Origin of the sequence: Phormidium tenue FACHB-1050, assembly GCF_014696925.1 — a bacterium.
In the GTDB taxonomy this organism is placed as follows: Bacteria; Cyanobacteriota; Cyanobacteriia; order Pseudanabaenales; family Pseudanabaenaceae; genus Pseudanabaena.
Window position 1 is genome coordinate 225,720 of record NZ_JACJQY010000002.1, and the last position, 15,582, is coordinate 241,301.

A 15,582-nucleotide genomic window follows, 5' to 3' on the forward strand; every position below is an offset into this window, starting at 1 on the left:
AATTTAATAATTTACAAATCTTCTTCTCCCATGGAAACTACGGCTGTGTAATTGTCCAGATCCCTGCCCCCCTCATACTAATTAATGATAACAAGGGATGGTTTTTAAAACCTGTTTGAGAAGTATCTTAATCTCGTATATTTTTTTGTTTTTACCCCTCCCTCAAGCCCCCTTGCAAAAGGAAAAGAATTTTTAGAACAATGAGGAATTTTACTGCTGTAGTTCATTCAATCAGATTCAGCGCTAAGGGCTGAGTTAAGACCCAGTCGCCCTGAGAAATTGTTGAAAGTGAGGTGACCCACCGCTTTCAAAAGTTTCTCTGTAATACTTAAAGTTTCTACAGCCTGTCATGCAAATTGCCTAAACAAAAAAATGAATGATTATTTCTTTTGCAAGTTAATCATTCATTATAAGTTTTATATAGGAATGCATAACCGCGTTTAGGAATTAGCGTCTCCTAAACTATACAAAAGCGCCTAATTGAATACGACATATCTACAGAAATTCAACCCCACACTTAACCCGATTTAGTACATAAAATGTAGGTATAAATAAGAAAAGTTATGAAATGGCACTGGTCAGCTAATCGCAATAGGTACTAAAGTTCCTATTGCACAACAACTAAAAAGACGCAAATACGTCGATCACGCTTAACTTTCCAATGCCAATAGGATCTCTTCTATTATAATCATTCAATGTATCCTATTCCCTATCATTACAATAACATAGATAATCACAAAAGATCTACACAATATAGCAATCCTCAATAGTTTGAGAGAGTGCGCCCCGCAGGGGCGCACTCTCTCAAATGCAAATAAAGACAAATGGAGGCGCAAAGCGCCTCCATTTGCCTATAATTTTACGCTTAATGTCAAACGAATAGAACCTTTGGCTGTCGATGGCAAAACAACATTTTGTAGCGATCGCTTAATGATCTCCACAAGATTTTTATCTGTCACTGTCGAAGCAACATCATCTAGGACAAACCTTGTCAATCGACCATTTTGGACGGGAATCTCTAAAACTACAGTACCTCTGACACCAGCAGGAACATTAATTGACTGCAATTGTTGAGCGATCGCTTGCTGAGCAGCAACAACATCCATACCTGCAAGCCCCGTAATGCTCACCACTTGAATTTGGGAGACAGGAGCTTGTTTGCTTACCTTCGATGCTTCGCTAGGACTGTTTACACTATCAACTTCAGTTCTGAGTCTAGTATTAAGCTGATCCATGCCAGTAATAACTGTTCCTTGCATTTTTCCAGAAGTGCTAAAAGATTGTCGTGGTAAAGCTGAAGGACTTGGAGCCGCAGGCTTGAGATTTTGATTGTCTGCCATCTCTCCTGAAGTCATGCCAAAATCGACACCTTGAGGCATCTCTACGGGAACTTGGACTGTCATCTTGCTGCCATCAGGATTGACGCGCACTTCATCACTTACGGCAACAAAGGCTGTGTATTGCGATAGCAAGCGATAGTTGAGTGCCGTTTGAGTGACTGCATCCACTAGAGATTTGACTTCACCACCAAACATTTGATTCATCAAATCTTTAATGCGAGCGCGTCCCCATAGTTGGGCAATACCCAGATTACCGCCGCGATTACTATTGACACCATCAAAGTTTACATCAAGGGTTTGTTCATAACGTTCGCCACCTGCGGCAATACCTGTGATTTTGAGCTTGCCATTAGCGCGATCGCCCTTTTTGCCAAATAGAACAAGTGGCTGCTCTGCAAATAGATCAGGAGCATTGCTAGGATAGATTTCGGGAGCCGCTCCATCGCCTTCCCATTTCACTTGGATATTTGTGAGAACAGGATTATTGATCTGACGGAAGAATTTTTCGGCAACTTCTTGAGTTGGCTCATCTTGACGCACTACTCGCGTTGTACCTCGCCCCATTTCCGCAACGCGCTCTAGCAAGTAACGATTGACAGAGCTACCAACACCAAAACTATAAAGACGGTTACCTGGTTTGAGATTTTTCTGCACTGCCGCGATCACTTCATTATCGTTGCCAATGTATCCATCCGTAATCAAGACCACGCTGCGAATCCGTCCATCTGATGCAGTGGGAAATTTCGTCACCGCATTGATGCCATTCATGAGTTCAGTCCCACCGTTCGCATCGACTTGATCGATATAGTTCATCGCTTTCTGGCGATTAGTGGCGTTGTTTTGTAAGGGATAGCTAGAAAGCTGGCGGGTGGTGTTCGAGAAATCGATAATTGTAAATGTGTCGTTAGGATTCAATCCATTGATAAAGCGACGCATCAGTTCCCGTGATTTGACAATCGGATCACCTGATTGAGAACCCGATGTGTCCATCAAGAAGACAACATCCTTCGGCACGATTTGGTCAACGCGATAGGCGATCGCTGGAATCAAATAGGTAGCAAAATGTGAGCCTTGATCGGTATTGGTAGTCAAAATCGTGGGTTCGGTGCGATCACCACTGACTTTGTAGCGCACAATCAAGTCTTTGTTGGGAATGTTATCGCCAGTCGCTAGTTTAAGCTGGACTGTTTCACTATTATTCTGAACATCAATGCGATGGGAAGTAGAATAAAGATTGCGAATGGGAACACCTGCATCAATTTGCAGACTGACAGTAATATCATTACCCGATCGCGTTTCAGGACGCAGGACAGGCGGATTAATCCGTGAGGCATCAGGAACTTGGATTGTATTTCCCTTAGCATCGATCGCTTGTCCTGGAATATAGCGAGGGCCTACCACCATCGGAAATACAAATTCATAATCACCCTCCTCAAATTTCAAGCTTTCGGTATAGCGAATCGTCACCTTGATTTGTTCCCCAGGTTTAATATTCGCCAAAGATTGAGTGAAGATATTATCACGTTCTTGTTCTAGTAGACCTGCGGTGCGTCCTTCTTTTCTAGCCCGATCATAGATTTCTTTGGCTTCTTCTCGTTTTTTGATTTCGCCTTTAATCACGCGATCGCCGATCTTAATTTCCATATCATCCACAGCCGCTTGATCGGGTAATGGAAATACATAGATTGCTTCTAGTGGTTTGTCATAGGGATTCTGAAAAGTTTGGGTGACTTCCACTCGCGAAATATTGCCTGATATTTGCCCTTTGACATCGGTGTTGGTCAGGGTAAAAGCTTGTTGTTGGCGATCAGGTGTTTGCACATACAGCCCACCGACGGGACGATCTTTGGTTGATTCATTGCTAGAACTGCGATCGCTGACTGGTTCTATAACTCCTGATTTAATCATGGAGCTAGGAGTTGACAAAGGTTGATTCATCGGGTTGGACTGAGCCAATGTGCGGTGGGCAATGACACCTGCAAGGGCGATCGCCAAAGGGACGGCAATGTAGATGGGCTTGATTGATTTCATGGTGATTCGCTCCTCATTGCCTAATGCATTCTTAAACTCAGCAGTTCGGCAACCTGTTAATGTTTCCTGAGATTGAGTCTCTCATCATTACCAATGGTTAGTTGCTCAGTTGCAATTTTGGTAACGACAAAAGTCAAAACGGCGACAACAAACTTTTGTTACTCTTTTCCAAACCAAGAAATAGCTGTGCGCGGCGAAGTCGCGCACAGCTATTTCTTGGTTTTATATACCAAAAAGCGCTTGATTCTAGGCATCAAGCGCTTTTTAGCTTTTACGGAGAGGGGGAGATTCGAACTCCCGTTAGGTGTGACCCTAAATCTGATTTCGAGTCAGACGCATTCAACCACTCTGCCACCTCTCCAAATATGTCTTGTAGGTTCTTAGGCTAAGCAAAGCAATTGTTATGATATCACGGTATGTGTGCTTTAAAACCAAGAAAGTAAAAGGCATCACTTCGTGATGCCTTTTACTTATCGAAACCCTCTGCCCTGTGAAGATTCAGTCCAGAGCATTATCTCTCCATCAGCATTAGCGGCGGCTAACTTTTTGCCTAATGGTTGCCATTGCAAAGCCGTAATCTCACCCATTGGCGTTTCTAAAGCCTGTACCCAATCCTTCGCATCTTTCCAAATTGCAATCCTGCCATTCTCATCGGCAGAAACCAGAATTTCTGATTTAGGCTTGAAAGCAACAAAACCCACAGTGCTGTTGTGCCCTTTAATCACTTCACCTTCCCAACCCACATTCAGGTCAGCATGTTTTTCCCACACAACTACATCCGAACCGCTAGAGGAAGACAATAGCGGCGAAGTTTTGCTCGCAGACCAATCAAAGGAGCGAATCTTTCCAGGGAAGCCCTGCATCCGCCAAGGTGAAGCGTCAAAGTCAGAACCTAGCCATTGCATCACCACCACCAAATTGTCTAGAGTACTTGCCACCAGATATTCTCCTGCGCGATCCCAAACTAGTTTGGCGGTCGCAGTTGGCATTTCAAATAGAATTGGATCTTCATACCAATCTTTTGCTGACCAGACTTTAATTCCACCATCACCACCGACCGTAAGAAACTCGCCACTTGGATGCCATGCGATCGCCAAAACCGTTGACTGCTCAAAATGCAAAGTCGTGACAATATCCAGAGTCTCCGCGCTCCAAATCTGCACATATTTGCCGAAGCTAAAGGCAAATTCGGGACGAGTGGGATGCCAGACGAGATACTCGATCCATGTTTTGCCAAGATCGAGGGTTGCGGCGATCGCAGGTTGCTCTCCATCTAACTTCCATACGCGCACCTTCCCATCCTGTCCCCCCGATGCTAGCCATTGCCCATCCGCCGAGAATCCCAGACAATCTACCGAAATTTCTGTTGGTGCTTGTAATTCAATCAGTTTTTGCTGGAGATTGTTACCCGCCTTTGCTTCATCAAATAGAGCTAGCTCTCCTGCGGCGGTAGCGGCGGCGAGATATTTACTATTGGGTGACCATGCGATCGCGGTGATATATTCACTGAGAGTAATTTGCGATTGGGGTTTGGGGTTAAGGATTAGAGTAGTCTTCGGCTTGGGCATAGTGATTGTTTTTTGTCTGCATATGGATTTTAGCCTAGTGCAAAGCGCTACCTATCTCCGCGTGTTAGCATAATTTTATGGGTGTTTTCGTTCCTGCTAACCCAGCACCGCTTTATACCAAAATATAAAACGGCGTAGCCGTTTTATATTTCTAAAACCCTTATTGGGTTTGATTTTTAATCCACAAAAGTGTCGTCACACTTTTGTGGATTGGTAAATTTAGATCAAATTAATTTCAGACAATCAGCACAGAAGCTTAGCAAAATGACCAACTTGTTTCCCATCCTCGCCGCATCCGATCCCCTTGTCGCAGGCTTTATCGGCAAAGAAATCGAAAGACAGCGCAATAATATCGAACTCATTGCCAGCGAAAATTTTACATCCCTTGCGGTTATGGCAGCGCAGGGATCAGTATTGACCAACAAATATGCTGAAGGACTGCCTAACAAGCGCTATTACGGTGGTTGTGAATTTGTAGACGAGATCGAATCGATCGCCATTGAGCGCATCAAAGAATTGTTCGGCGCAGCCCATGCCAATGTCCAACCCCACTCTGGCGCACAGGCAAACTTTGCAGTTTTTCTAACCCTCCTCAAACCAGGAGATACCTTCTTGGGTATGGACTTGTCCCATGGCGGACACTTGACCCACGGCTCCCCTGTGAACGTATCAGGTATGTGGTTTAACAAAGTCCATTACGGCTTAAATAAGGAAACTGAGCAGTTAGATTTTGATTTAATTCGTGATCTTGCTTTGCAACATAAGCCCAAATTAATTATTTGCGGTTACTCGGCATATCCAAGGATTATTGATTTTGTTAAATTTAGAGCGATCGCTGATGAAGTGGGCGCATACTTGATGGCAGATATCGCGCACATTGCGGGATTAGTTGCCTCTGGACATCATCCTAACCCCATCCCCTACTGTGATGTCGTCACCACCACTACTCACAAAACTCTACGTGGCCCTCGCGGTGGTTTGATCATGACTCGTGATGCTGCCCTCGGCAAGAAATTTGATAAATCAGTTTTTCCAGGTTCTCAAGGTGGCCCCCTCGAACATGTGATCGCCGCTAAAGCTGTTGCCTTTGGTGAAGCATTGCGTCCTGAGTTCAAAACCTATTGCGGACAAGTAATTGCCAATTCTCAAGCCCTTGCTGCTCAATTGCAAGAACGTGGTTTGAAGTTAGTTTCTAATGGTACTGACAACCATTTGTTGCTGGTCGATTTACGCTCTATCGGTATGACTGGCAAGGTTGCTGACCTATTAGTAAGTGGTATCAATATCACTGCCAACAAAAATACAGTTCCATTCGATCCTGAATCTCCATTTGTGACCAGTGGTTTACGTCTGGGTTCTCCTGCGATGACTTCTCGCGGATTGAAGGAAGTTGACTTCCGCGAAATCGCCAACATTATCGCCGATCGCCTACTAAGCCCAGATAGTGATGCTGTCCAAGCTGATTGTATTGCTAGAGTTCAAGCTCTATGCGATCGCTTCCCTCTATATCCTGAACTTGAGTATCCGACAATTAGCTCTAAAGAACCTGCGCTAGCAGTCTAGTACCAAAACACAAAATGGCTACGCCATTTTGTGTTTTTTAAACCAAGAAGGGGTCGCTTAGCGACCCTTTCTCTTTAAAGTTACATAGGTTCGGCAAAGCTTCCAAGCGCACTTCCAATGGTTGAGAGCGAAAAAATGCACCTCGCAAAGCTTTGCTTCCTCTGAGATAGTTCTGGACTAATTGTGAATGGTAAAACCTAAGATAGGCAGTGAATAGCACTGCCTATCTTAGGTTTTACCATTTCGGCAAGATTGAAAAATATTGATTACTTCTTGAGGTACTTGCTTTGTTTCTCTGGCGGCTGTATCAATTTTGAGGAATTCTGCAAAGGTATATTGCGATCGCAGTTTGTCTAAACTACAAGTACAGAACTCTTTACTATTCGTAAATCCACAACCTTTCATAAAAGTTTTGCTCACCTCTTGGGGATATTCATACTTCTCTTGGTTGACGGGTGGACTCTCCTCAGCCCATGCAATCGAGATGCTGCTACTAGCTAGGACAATGGTACTGAGAGACAACAGGAGATGATGACGCATATTTACTTAGATGGTAATTTTGCTTACACGCTAGAACTTTGATTCTATTTTGATTTTATAGCTGTCGCTAAGTGTATAAGGACATAAAATCCAAGAAGAGAATGGCGGCGCTTCGCGCCGCCATTCTCTTCTTGGATTTTGATTTTGTACTAACACTATCGACGGTAGCTACATAATAAGCGCTTCGCCGTAGAATAAGGAACACGATTTTTGATGGTGCGGCTTCGCCACGCCATCAAAAATCGTGTTCCTTATTAAATTATCAAACCCTAAGCGCTACCTAAAACTCACAAATTATTAATGACACTTTGCACTAATTCTAAATTTTATAGGGTGAAGATGACCATATTTCTATCATCAGGATGACTGCATTGATTGCGGTTTCGTGACAACATCTATTATGGATACTCTGTTTTGCCTGAGCGTTTGAATGAAATCTCCTGACCGTTTACTAATTGTTGATGATGTGCCAGACAACCTATTTCTTGTTCGCACAATTCTCGAAGATGAGGGATACGAGATCATCACATCATCAAATGGTCATGACGCTTTGAAGATTATTGAGTCAGAGCCACCAGACTTGGTTTTGCTGGATGTAATGATGCCCCTGATGGATGGCTATGAGGTTACACGCCGTATCAGAGCCATGAAGGATCTGCCCTTTATTCCGATTTTGCTAATTACCGCTTACGATCGCGCTAATGCGGTCAAAGGCTTAGATCTCGGTGCAGATGAATTTATTCGTAAACCTATTGAGGCTGATGAACTGTTGGCAAGGGTGCGATCGCTGTTACGTTTAAAACATAGTATTGCGGAGCGCGATCGCATTGATCGCCAGAGACAGGATTTTGTATCACGCCTAACCCATGATCTAAGAACACCCCTAGTGGCGGCGGATCGGATGTTGGGACTGCTGCAAGATGGGGTATTGGGAGAGATATCGCCAGAAATTCGTGAAGCATTAACCATCATGGGGCGCAGCAATCATAATTTGCTGGAGATGGTCAATAAGCTTTTAGATGTCTACCGTTATGAATCGGGTAGTAAGACAATTAATTTGCAACCGTTAGACTTGAAAGAATTGCTTAATCAAGTGGTGCAAGAACTGAAGCCGATCGCTATTTCTAAAAATTTAGAACTTACGGCTGATCTTGATGATATTGCCACGGTTAAAGGCGATCGTCTAGAACTACTGCGCGTATTTAATAATTTGATTGGTAATGCCCTTAAATTTACCGAATCTGGTAGCGTCCATGTTAGCTTAAAATTAGAGGAATCCGAGGCGATTATTGCGATCGCAGATACGGGTGCAGGGATTTCATCAGATGAGCAACCATTTTTGTTCCAAAGGTTCCGCCAAGGCAACCATCAAAAACAAGGTAGTGGCTTAGGTTTATATCTATCGCACTATATTATCAATGCCCATAATGGCAAAATCTTAGTCAAATCTCCTAACCTAGACTCTCAACAAGGTTCCACATTCTTTGTGCATTTGCCAACCATTACGTCATGAGCACCCTTCAACTTCATTATGATACGCTCCTCAGTCATTGCAGTAACCCACTCGAAGCGATCGCCCTCTTACGTGAATATCGTCCTTATTTTGAGCTAATTCCTAGCTTGCGCCGTCCCAGCGATAGCTTAATTTCCATTCCATTCCCCGTCGTCCAGCTTACTAGCCCCAACTTGACGCAAAGTCATGTACAGCTAGAATGCGATCTTGCTTTGATCATGTGTGATCCTGACTGGAAAGTTAAAACTGGTCAAGAAATATTTGTATTTATCCATCGTCCTAATGAAGACTACTCAGCTCTATTAAAACGTTGGCGACAAGTGGAAGTAGCACTTGGTGAAGAATATTACTGGTTATTACCTTGGAAGCATCGTAGTATTATTAGCGATCGCGGTGAATATCATTATCCTCTCTTTGTCACGCTTGACTATTCACCAGCCCGCATTGCTAAAGGTTTAGCAGGTGCATCACTACCTCACGTTAAAGCCTTGACTCCAGAGATTGATCCTCCGCCTGATATTGAAGAAAATCAACAAGATCAAATTTACGATTCAACTAGCTAGAAAATGCGGCTTACCTCAGCAATTCTCATTATAAAAATTGGTTTTTTGAAAGCCCGCCGTTGGCGGGCTTTCAAAAAACCAATTTTGGGATTTCCAGCGCCTTAGGCGCTGGAAATCCCAAAATTGGTTTCATAATGAGAATTGCTAGGCTTACCTTGTGTTGTGGTATCCAAAGGGCTGTAGGATGTTAGTACAGACAGGACTACGTACCTTCTGTAGTAGTTTTACTAGAGCAAATCAATGGCTTCCCAACTGCGTGTATATGTTCCTCCCCATCCCATTATTCGGCATTGGCTCACGATCGCACGGGAGAAACATACTCCAGTTCCCCTATTTCGGACAGCGATGATTGAGATGGGTAAATGGCTAACCTATGAGGCAGTCCGTGAATTTTTACCTGTACAAGAAGTAAATGTAGAAACCCCCTTAGCAACTGCATCAGGACAGTTGATCGATGGTTCCATTCCTTTAGCGATTGTGCCAATTTTACGAGCAGGGTTATCCATGCTCGAAGGTTGCCAAAACCTATTGCCCACCGCAAATATCTATCATCTTGGTTTAGTGCGGAATGAAGAAACCCTTGAGGCTAGTTGTTATCTCAATCGTTTGCCAGAGAGATTTGAACCACAGACCCGTATTCTCATCGTCGAGCCGATGATGGCTACAGGTGGCTCGATTATTACTACCCTGAAAATGTTAACAGAGAGAGGAGCTGATGCTTCCTTTATTCGGATTATTAATGCTCTCTGCGCTCCTCCAGCTTTGCAACTGATCAATCAACAATTTCCTGACGTACAAATTTATTCAGGTTGTATTGATGAAGTTGTGAATGAGAAGGGATGGATTGTTCCTGGATTAGGAGATGCTGGCGATCGCTCCTTTGGAACCGAGTAATAACAATTCATAAAATGGCTACGCCATTTTGTGTTTTATAGCTGTCGCCATTTGTTTTAGTACAAATCAAAACCCAAGAAGTGAGTGGCGGCGCTTCGCGCCGCCACTCACTTCTTGGGTTTGTATCCTAACAAGACTGGCGACAGCTATAAAAACTAAAAGACCTCGCATAGCGAGGTCTTTTAGTTAAACTGAAACTGAAACTTTGATATTCTCTTCCCATTTACGTGGTGAACTAGCTCGACGAATATTTCTCCAGATTTGGGTTGCAGCTAAAGTTCCATCAGCAACTGCGATCGATACCTGATTCAACCCCTTCTTTAAATCACCTAGGGCAAAAATGCGATCGTGGCTAGTCTTACACATATCATTAGTGACCAGATTCTGACCATCCCATTCCAAACCTTCGATACCCTTGAGGTAGTGATTAAAGTAGGTCGAACCCATACCAACTAAACCAGTAGTCGCTTCTACAATTGTGCCATCGGTTAGTTCCACGCCACTCAGTTTGTGATTTTCTCCGTGAAATTTAGCGATCGGAGCTTCATACAATGGATAGCCATGCTCGGCTAACTTCTGTTTGGTCTTGTCGCTCACTTCACATAAGCCATGAGTCAAAACAGAAATATAAGGAGTAAACCAGTTCAATACAAAGGCAGCACCAATTTGCCCTTCTGTATTTGCAATCAGAACCGCTTTTTGATCCCACATATCATAGCCATCACAAATCATACAGACATGTAGTGTATAGCCTGCATAATCATAGACATTCTGCATGTCTTCCAATTGAGGCAAATTGTCTATGATTCCCGAAGCGGCAATCACATACTTACTGCGAAATATAGGATAAATACTATTAGTCTTACCGACTTTTACTTTCACCGCAAAAGTTTCGCCTTCGTCGGTTACTTCTTCTACATAGCCACGTAAATGATCGGCTCCCCAGTCTAAGGATGTTTTCGTTCCATGATTTAAAATATCTCGACCTGGGGTGTGTGGGTCAAGTCCGACATAGTTACGCAAGTCTTGCATCCATAGCGATCGCCCTTTACCTTTTTCGATAACTAGGCACTTGAGTCCATAGCGAGCTAAATAAATCGCCGCTGACAGTCCACCCATACCGCCGCCCACAACGATCGCATCATAGAGCGTATCAAGGCGCTCATTTAGATTTTTGCTAGAAAGTTTCATAGCCACCCCATTAGGTTAAGTACGCAAGAATAGCTATTCTCGCATCATTGAGAATAGCTATTCTTAAAAATTAGCCAACAAATGCTAAACGTGGTGCAGATACACCTGTAGACTCAGCACCTTTGAGGTAAGCCAACATAGTGTCAGCATCAGAAACTTCAAAAGGATCGGTAGGACAGTTATCAGAGAAACCAGGTTCTACAAAGATTTTTTCGATCTTGCTATCATTAACCAACATCGAATAGCGCCAAGAGCGAAGTCCAAAGCCAATATTAGACTTGTCAACTAGCATTCCCATCTTGCGAGTAAATTCGCCAGCACCATCGGGCAACAAGAATACATTCTTAGCACCGATTTCTTTGCCCCATTTGAACATAACGAAAGCATCGTTAACAGATACACAGATAACTGCATCAACACCTAATCCCTTGAACTCTTCGTAAAGTTCTTCATAACGAGGCAAGTGATTAGATGAACAGGTAGGAGTGAATGCACCAGGTAGGGAGAAAACTACAACTTTCTTACCAGCAAATAGATCTTGAGTAGTTTTGTCTTCCCAACGATAAGGGTTAGGTCCTTCTACGGACTCATCGCGTACACGAGTTTTAAAAACAACGTTTGGTACGGTTTCGATAGCTGCCATATTTTTCTCTGGATTTGATACTTATCTGAACAAATCTAAGAATAATTCTTATTTACAAATTAGTCAATAGCCATAACTACTTAATACTTATAAAAAGTTTAATAAATTTGTAGTTCTTAGATAGAAATGATATAGTGACAATCCAAGTAATTAAGCAGACTCGTTGCTTAAAGAAATTTTTAAAAGCCGATCTCCAAATTTTCAAAGCTGCAAATCAAGCCCATAAGGACTTGATCAGAAAATTCGGAGAGAATCAGGAGGAAGTTTATATGCAGAAACAAGCGGATCGGGTTGTCCAAATCTTAAAATCTAAAGGGTTGCGGGTTACGCCCCAGCGTTTTGCTGTTTATGCAAACTTACTCGATCGCCAAGATCATCCAACCGCAGAGCAAATTTTGAGTGATCTCAATCAAAATGCACCTACTTCTTCTCAAGCAACAGTTTATCTTTCGCTTCAGACCTTACGTGATGCGGGATTGGTGCGTGAGGTATTACTAGAGCAGGGGGTTTGTCGTTATGATGCCAATGTGGAGCCTCATCACCACTTTCGTTGTAGCTGTTGTGGTGAAATCGAGGACATTGCTTGGAATGCCTTTGAAGGATTAGGTTTTAAGCAAATCCGCACAGGGTTAAAAGTCAATAGCTATGAAGTCACTGTCAGTGGTGTTTGCGATCGCTGCCAAAGCTAAAAAAAAGGATTGAGGAGTTACCCTCAATCCTTTTTTAATCTTCTTCTGGTGTCAAATCTCCCATAAAACCCTCAGATCGCATTTCATCAGGCGTAACTAGCCTTTCCTGGTTAGGTAGGTCATCTTCACTTTCATCTAACTCTCCAGACGGTAAATTACCAGAGCGTAAATTTTCTTGATACAAATCTGAAGGCGATCGCTTATTGCGTCGGGGACGACCAAGGGATTTCAAGCCAGCTTTAAAGCCAGCAAATGCACTTTTGGTAGCGATGGTCGCATTAGAAGCACCTTGACGTACTCCTTTAATTCCATCATTTACTTGCTTAACCGCCTCACCAGCATTTTTTGCTCCTTGGTTGAGTTCATCACTTAGCTCACTTAACTCCAGACCAGTCATACGGATGGCTTCGAGTGTTGCAGGCAACTCCCGCGTCAAAGTGTCAGCCAACCGAATAATGCTATTGGCGGCTTTTGCTAACTCCTGAAAAGTAGGTATTGCCGTAAGCAACAGAATCGTCAGGCAAACGACCACCAATAAAAATGACAAACCTAGCAGAAAGATCGCTTCTGACATAATTTCCTATATGTACTTACTCTTTCAAAGACTTTTTTAGAGACTTATTCTTCATCGACAATAGAGCTTTCATCTTCAATGAGTGAATTACCTGCTGAAGAACCACCCATTGTGAGTGATAATTCCTCTTGGAGCTTACGACTAGCCTCTTGTCCTGTAGCGATCGCCTCCTGTAAGCGGACTAGTGCTTCATCAATAGTACGTTGCGCTTGCTCAGTAAAGCGATCAGCTTGATACTGTACATTAGAACCTAATTCTTCGGCTAGTTGGGGTAGATCTTGAGCCGATCGCTTCAAAACTTGACGAGTTTCTTTGCCAGATCGTGGCGCGAACAGAATACCTACTGCTGCACCGATCGCCGTACCTACCATTAATCCACCGAAAAACTTACCTGCGCCGTTTGACATTATGCTTGCTCCCTGACGACTTGCTGCCTGACGACTTTTTATTTGAATTGGCGGTTGGTTTATTTAGAGTGTTTGACACACCTTTCGATGCGCTTTTCCGCGACTGTTGCCAGCGACTCCCTAAAAAGGATACACCACGTACAAGTACAGACAGCAATTTACGAATTTTCTCTAATTGGCTTTGCAATATTTGATATTGCCTTCGTGCTGAACCCACACCGCCACGAGTAACTTCAATACCAGGGGTAGATCCCTGTAAGCCATTTTCACAAGCTTCTGTCCATCCATCTACGGTTTTTACTGTTGCTTCGAGCGCATTGCGAAGTAGCCAGACTTGCCATGAAGCCCACAGCAGCCCTGCACTAAGTATTAACTGTATGGCGATCGCGATCCAAATCATTGTTTTTTAGTAAGGAATCATAGAATTTTTAAGATTTGTAATGTCGAGAGAAAAGTAACACATGCTCCATTTTTCTCAAGTTCACACTTAAACATTGATAAAAGTTTTCACCGTTATGACAATCCTAATTCATTCCTGATCTTAAATATAGCTGTAGTCATTTGCATTAGGACAAGCCAAAACCCAAGAAGCGAGTGGTGGCGGGAAGCACTGCCACTCGCTTCTTGGGTTTTATAGCTGTCGCCATTCTTGTTAGGACATAAACCCCAAATAGTGTGAGGCGGCGCTTCGCGCCGCCACTCACTTCTTGGGTTTTGATTTATCCTGATACAGGTGGCTATAGCTATTGGTATTAATGGCAAATTAATGACAAAAAATTTATGCAAAAAACATCGTGACAGAATATGTCAGCAAAAGTCATGAATCCAAAAAAGGAACTCAAAATTTATTAAACTCGTCTCACAATATATAAATAAGTTATATTGGCAATTGATTGAGATGCACACAACAAAGTTGTCTAATAGTTCAGTGACACTTCTACACCCACACCCCTACCTGATCGTTCATGCAGATGAGGGGCAGCAAATGATTCCGCTTATAAACGCAGATTTCTGGACAATTGGCAGGGGTTACGACAACTCAATTGTACTTACAGATAAATGGGTTTCACGCTACCACGCCACATTGCAAATCGTGGGAGCGTCAAAAAATGATGGCTTTGAATCCTCTATGAAAGGAGAGTCCAAGACTCGTAATACTAACAACGAGTCTGGTAGCTTCTACCTAGTAGATTTTGGCAGCCGTAATGGTTCCTTCATGCGTGGACAAAGGATCACCTTTCCCATTTTGTTAAAAAGTGGCGATCGCATGACCATCGGCAAAACAGATATAGATTTCTTCTCGCCTCACAAACGCGAACCCCATCGCCCTACTACTGAGCATATGCGCCTATTTCAGCAGCCTACGGCTCCTGTTTCTCGCACTACGCTCACCCCTTCCGAAGAGCGAGTTTTTTGGCAAGTTGTCCAAGGCTTTACCAATAAAGAAATCGGCAAACGCCTACAAATCAGTCCAAGGACTGTGCAGACTCACCTCAGCAGCATTATGACTAAGCTGAATCTGGAAAACCGTTCACAGATTGTGCGCTACGCCTTTGAGCAAAGTTATCGTCCTAGTGGTGGTGATAGTACTGACAACACCGATGGCAGCAGCAATTAAACCTGAGACAAAACTGAGAAAAAGGCAATGTGAAACATTGCCTTTTTCTCAAAATAAGCCTTATACCAATTCACAAAAGTGTAATCACACTATAATCACACTTTTATGAATTACCCATCAATCTGAATCGCGGTTTTAAAAACAAAAAATGGTTGCGCCGTTTTATGTTGCCGTTTTATGTTTTGGCATTAAATATTAAGAAAGCCCTTTCAGGTTACTTTCTTAAGCTTTTTTTGTGACTAAAATATATACATCAGCGTTATTTTATCCAAACCCATTAAAACATGCTCGATCTCAAAGTAATTCTGCCGATCTTGACCATCTTGTTTACAGTTAGTTGTTTGTTCTTCGGAACTCGTAATGGCTTTTACGACACCGATAAATATCATGGCAATGGCTCGGCTCATTAAAAAATAAGGTGGCGCATCGCGCCGCCTTATTTTTTGTT

Annotated in this window: 15 protein-coding genes and 1 tRNA gene; 7 read left to right on the plus strand and 9 right to left on the minus strand. The window is 43.0% G+C overall.

Annotated elements, in window-relative coordinates; genetic code table 11:
- Positions 1-851: 851 nt before the first annotated feature.
- The 3 genes from H6G05_RS02410 to H6G05_RS02420 all read right to left on the minus strand — a co-directional run bounded on the left by H6G05_RS02410 (position 852) and on the right by H6G05_RS02420 (position 4,939).
- The gene (locus tag H6G05_RS02410) at positions 852-3,371 is read right to left on the minus strand and encodes a VIT domain-containing protein (protein WP_190576000.1); all 2,520 of its coding nucleotides are present in this window, start codon (positions 3,369-3,371) and stop codon (positions 852-854) included.
- 274 nt (positions 3,372-3,645) lie between these two features.
- A tRNA-Ser gene (locus tag H6G05_RS02415) sits at positions 3,646-3,732 on the minus strand.
- Between the two features lie 109 nt (positions 3,733-3,841).
- Entirely contained in the window at positions 3,842-4,939 is a 1,098-nt protein-coding gene (locus tag H6G05_RS02420) for a WD40 repeat domain-containing protein (RefSeq protein ID WP_190576002.1), read from the minus strand.
- Between the two features lie 264 nt (positions 4,940-5,203).
- Between H6G05_RS02420 and glyA the strand changes: the two genes are divergently transcribed.
- Positions 5,204-6,502 (plus strand): serine hydroxymethyltransferase, encoded by a 1,299-nt coding sequence (gene glyA, locus H6G05_RS02425; protein ID WP_190576004.1) that lies wholly within the window; start codon positions 5,204-5,206, stop codon positions 6,500-6,502.
- A 228-nt stretch (positions 6,503-6,730) separates the two neighbouring features.
- Here the strand turns inward: glyA and H6G05_RS02430 are convergent, their stop codons facing one another.
- On the minus strand, positions 6,731-7,042 hold the full coding sequence (locus H6G05_RS02430; protein WP_190576006.1) for a hypothetical protein: 312 nt from the start codon (positions 7,040-7,042) through the stop codon (positions 6,731-6,733).
- Between the two features lie 430 nt (positions 7,043-7,472).
- Between H6G05_RS02430 and H6G05_RS02435 the strand changes: the two genes are divergently transcribed.
- The 3 genes from H6G05_RS02435 to upp all read left to right on the plus strand — a co-directional run bounded on the left by H6G05_RS02435 (position 7,473) and on the right by upp (position 10,012).
- Complete coding sequence (locus H6G05_RS02435; RefSeq protein ID WP_190576007.1) at positions 7,473-8,555, plus strand: sensor histidine kinase; 1,083 nt, start codon at positions 7,473-7,475, stop codon at positions 8,553-8,555.
- The gene (locus tag H6G05_RS02440) at positions 8,552-9,118 is read left to right on the plus strand and encodes a hypothetical protein (RefSeq protein ID WP_190576009.1); all 567 of its coding nucleotides are present in this window, start codon (positions 8,552-8,554) and stop codon (positions 9,116-9,118) included. Before H6G05_RS02435 ends, H6G05_RS02440 begins: the two co-directional genes overlap by 4 nt.
- A 240-nt stretch (positions 9,119-9,358) precedes the next feature.
- Positions 9,359-10,012 carry a uracil phosphoribosyltransferase gene (gene upp, locus H6G05_RS02445; RefSeq protein ID WP_190576010.1) on the plus strand — a complete coding sequence of 218 codons (654 nt, stop codon included), beginning with the start codon at positions 9,359-9,361 and terminating at the stop codon, positions 10,010-10,012.
- 186 nt (positions 10,013-10,198) lie between these two features.
- On the opposite strand, the gene H6G05_RS02450 is transcribed toward upp, so the two are convergent.
- On the minus strand, positions 10,199-11,203 hold the full coding sequence (locus H6G05_RS02450) for an NAD(P)/FAD-dependent oxidoreductase (protein WP_190576012.1): 1,005 nt from the start codon (positions 11,201-11,203) through the stop codon (positions 10,199-10,201).
- A gap of 70 nt (positions 11,204-11,273) precedes the next feature.
- A complete protein-coding gene (locus tag H6G05_RS02455) occupies positions 11,274-11,846 on the minus strand; it encodes a peroxiredoxin (RefSeq protein WP_190576013.1) in 573 nt (190 codons plus the stop codon).
- Positions 11,847-11,980: 134 nt separating this feature from the next.
- Between H6G05_RS02455 and H6G05_RS02460 the strand changes: the two genes are divergently transcribed.
- Positions 11,981-12,535 carry a Fur family transcriptional regulator gene (locus tag H6G05_RS02460; RefSeq protein ID WP_322096313.1) on the plus strand — a complete coding sequence of 185 codons (555 nt, stop codon included), beginning with the start codon at positions 11,981-11,983 and terminating at the stop codon, positions 12,533-12,535.
- 34 nt (positions 12,536-12,569) lie between these two features.
- Here H6G05_RS02460 and H6G05_RS02465 read toward each other — a convergent pair whose 3' ends face one another.
- From H6G05_RS02465 to H6G05_RS02475, 3 genes are read right to left on the minus strand one after another with little or no spacing between them, the layout of a single operon-like run.
- Entirely contained in the window at positions 12,570-13,109 is a 540-nt protein-coding gene (locus H6G05_RS02465) for an AI-2E family transporter (protein ID WP_190576014.1), read from the minus strand.
- Between the two features lie 44 nt (positions 13,110-13,153).
- Positions 13,154-13,516 (minus strand): YtxH domain-containing protein, encoded by a 363-nt coding sequence (locus H6G05_RS02470; RefSeq protein ID WP_190576015.1) that lies wholly within the window; start codon positions 13,514-13,516, stop codon positions 13,154-13,156.
- Positions 13,497-13,916 carry a hypothetical protein gene (locus H6G05_RS02475; RefSeq protein ID WP_190576016.1) on the minus strand — a complete coding sequence of 140 codons (420 nt, stop codon included), beginning with the start codon at positions 13,914-13,916 and terminating at the stop codon, positions 13,497-13,499. The genes H6G05_RS02470 and H6G05_RS02475 overlap by 20 nt, the downstream gene beginning before the upstream one ends.
- Positions 13,917-14,501: 585 nt before the next feature.
- Here H6G05_RS02475 and H6G05_RS02480 point away from each other — a divergent pair.
- Positions 14,502-15,134 carry a LuxR C-terminal-related transcriptional regulator gene (locus tag H6G05_RS02480; RefSeq protein WP_322096314.1) on the plus strand — a complete coding sequence of 211 codons (633 nt, stop codon included), beginning with the start codon at positions 14,502-14,504 and terminating at the stop codon, positions 15,132-15,134.
- Positions 15,135-15,418: 284 nt separating this feature from the next.
- Positions 15,419-15,544 carry a hypothetical protein gene (locus H6G05_RS25540; protein WP_094532164.1) on the plus strand — a complete coding sequence of 42 codons (126 nt, stop codon included), beginning with the start codon at positions 15,419-15,421 and terminating at the stop codon, positions 15,542-15,544.
- Positions 15,545-15,582 lie beyond the last annotated feature (38 nt).

What these genes read in the sequence shown, in the direction of transcription:
- H6G05_RS02430 (WP_190576006.1), bottom strand. Translation starts at nt 7,042, where the DNA reads ATGCGTCATCATCTCCTGTTGTCTCTCAGTACCATTGTCCTAGCTAGT.
- H6G05_RS02475 (WP_190576016.1), bottom strand. Translation starts at nt 13,916, where the DNA reads ATGATTTGGATCGCGATCGCCATACAGTTAATACTTAGTGCAGGGCTG.
- H6G05_RS02455 (WP_190576013.1), bottom strand. Translation starts at nt 11,846, where the DNA reads ATGGCAGCTATCGAAACCGTACCAAACGTTGTTTTTAAAACTCGTGTA.
- glyA (WP_190576004.1), top strand. Translation starts at nt 5,204, where the DNA reads ATGACCAACTTGTTTCCCATCCTCGCCGCATCCGATCCCCTTGTCGCA.
- H6G05_RS02470 (WP_190576015.1), bottom strand. Translation starts at nt 13,516, where the DNA reads ATGTCAAACGGCGCAGGTAAGTTTTTCGGTGGATTAATGGTAGGTACG.
- upp (WP_190576010.1), top strand. Translation starts at nt 9,359, where the DNA reads ATGGCTTCCCAACTGCGTGTATATGTTCCTCCCCATCCCATTATTCGG.
- H6G05_RS02480 (WP_322096314.1), top strand. Translation starts at nt 14,502, where the DNA reads ATGATTCCGCTTATAAACGCAGATTTCTGGACAATTGGCAGGGGTTAC.
- H6G05_RS02410 (WP_190576000.1), bottom strand. Translation starts at nt 3,371, where the DNA reads ATGAAATCAATCAAGCCCATCTACATTGCCGTCCCTTTGGCGATCGCC.
- H6G05_RS02435 (WP_190576007.1), top strand. Translation starts at nt 7,473, where the DNA reads ATGAAATCTCCTGACCGTTTACTAATTGTTGATGATGTGCCAGACAAC.
- H6G05_RS02465 (WP_190576014.1), bottom strand. Translation starts at nt 13,109, where the DNA reads ATGTCAGAAGCGATCTTTCTGCTAGGTTTGTCATTTTTATTGGTGGTC.
- H6G05_RS02420 (WP_190576002.1), bottom strand. Translation starts at nt 4,939, where the DNA reads ATGCCCAAGCCGAAGACTACTCTAATCCTTAACCCCAAACCCCAATCG.
- H6G05_RS02450 (WP_190576012.1), bottom strand. Translation starts at nt 11,203, where the DNA reads ATGAAACTTTCTAGCAAAAATCTAAATGAGCGCCTTGATACGCTCTAT.
- H6G05_RS25540 (WP_094532164.1), top strand. Translation starts at nt 15,419, where the DNA reads ATGCTCGATCTCAAAGTAATTCTGCCGATCTTGACCATCTTGTTTACA.
- H6G05_RS02440 (WP_190576009.1), top strand. Translation starts at nt 8,552, where the DNA reads ATGAGCACCCTTCAACTTCATTATGATACGCTCCTCAGTCATTGCAGT.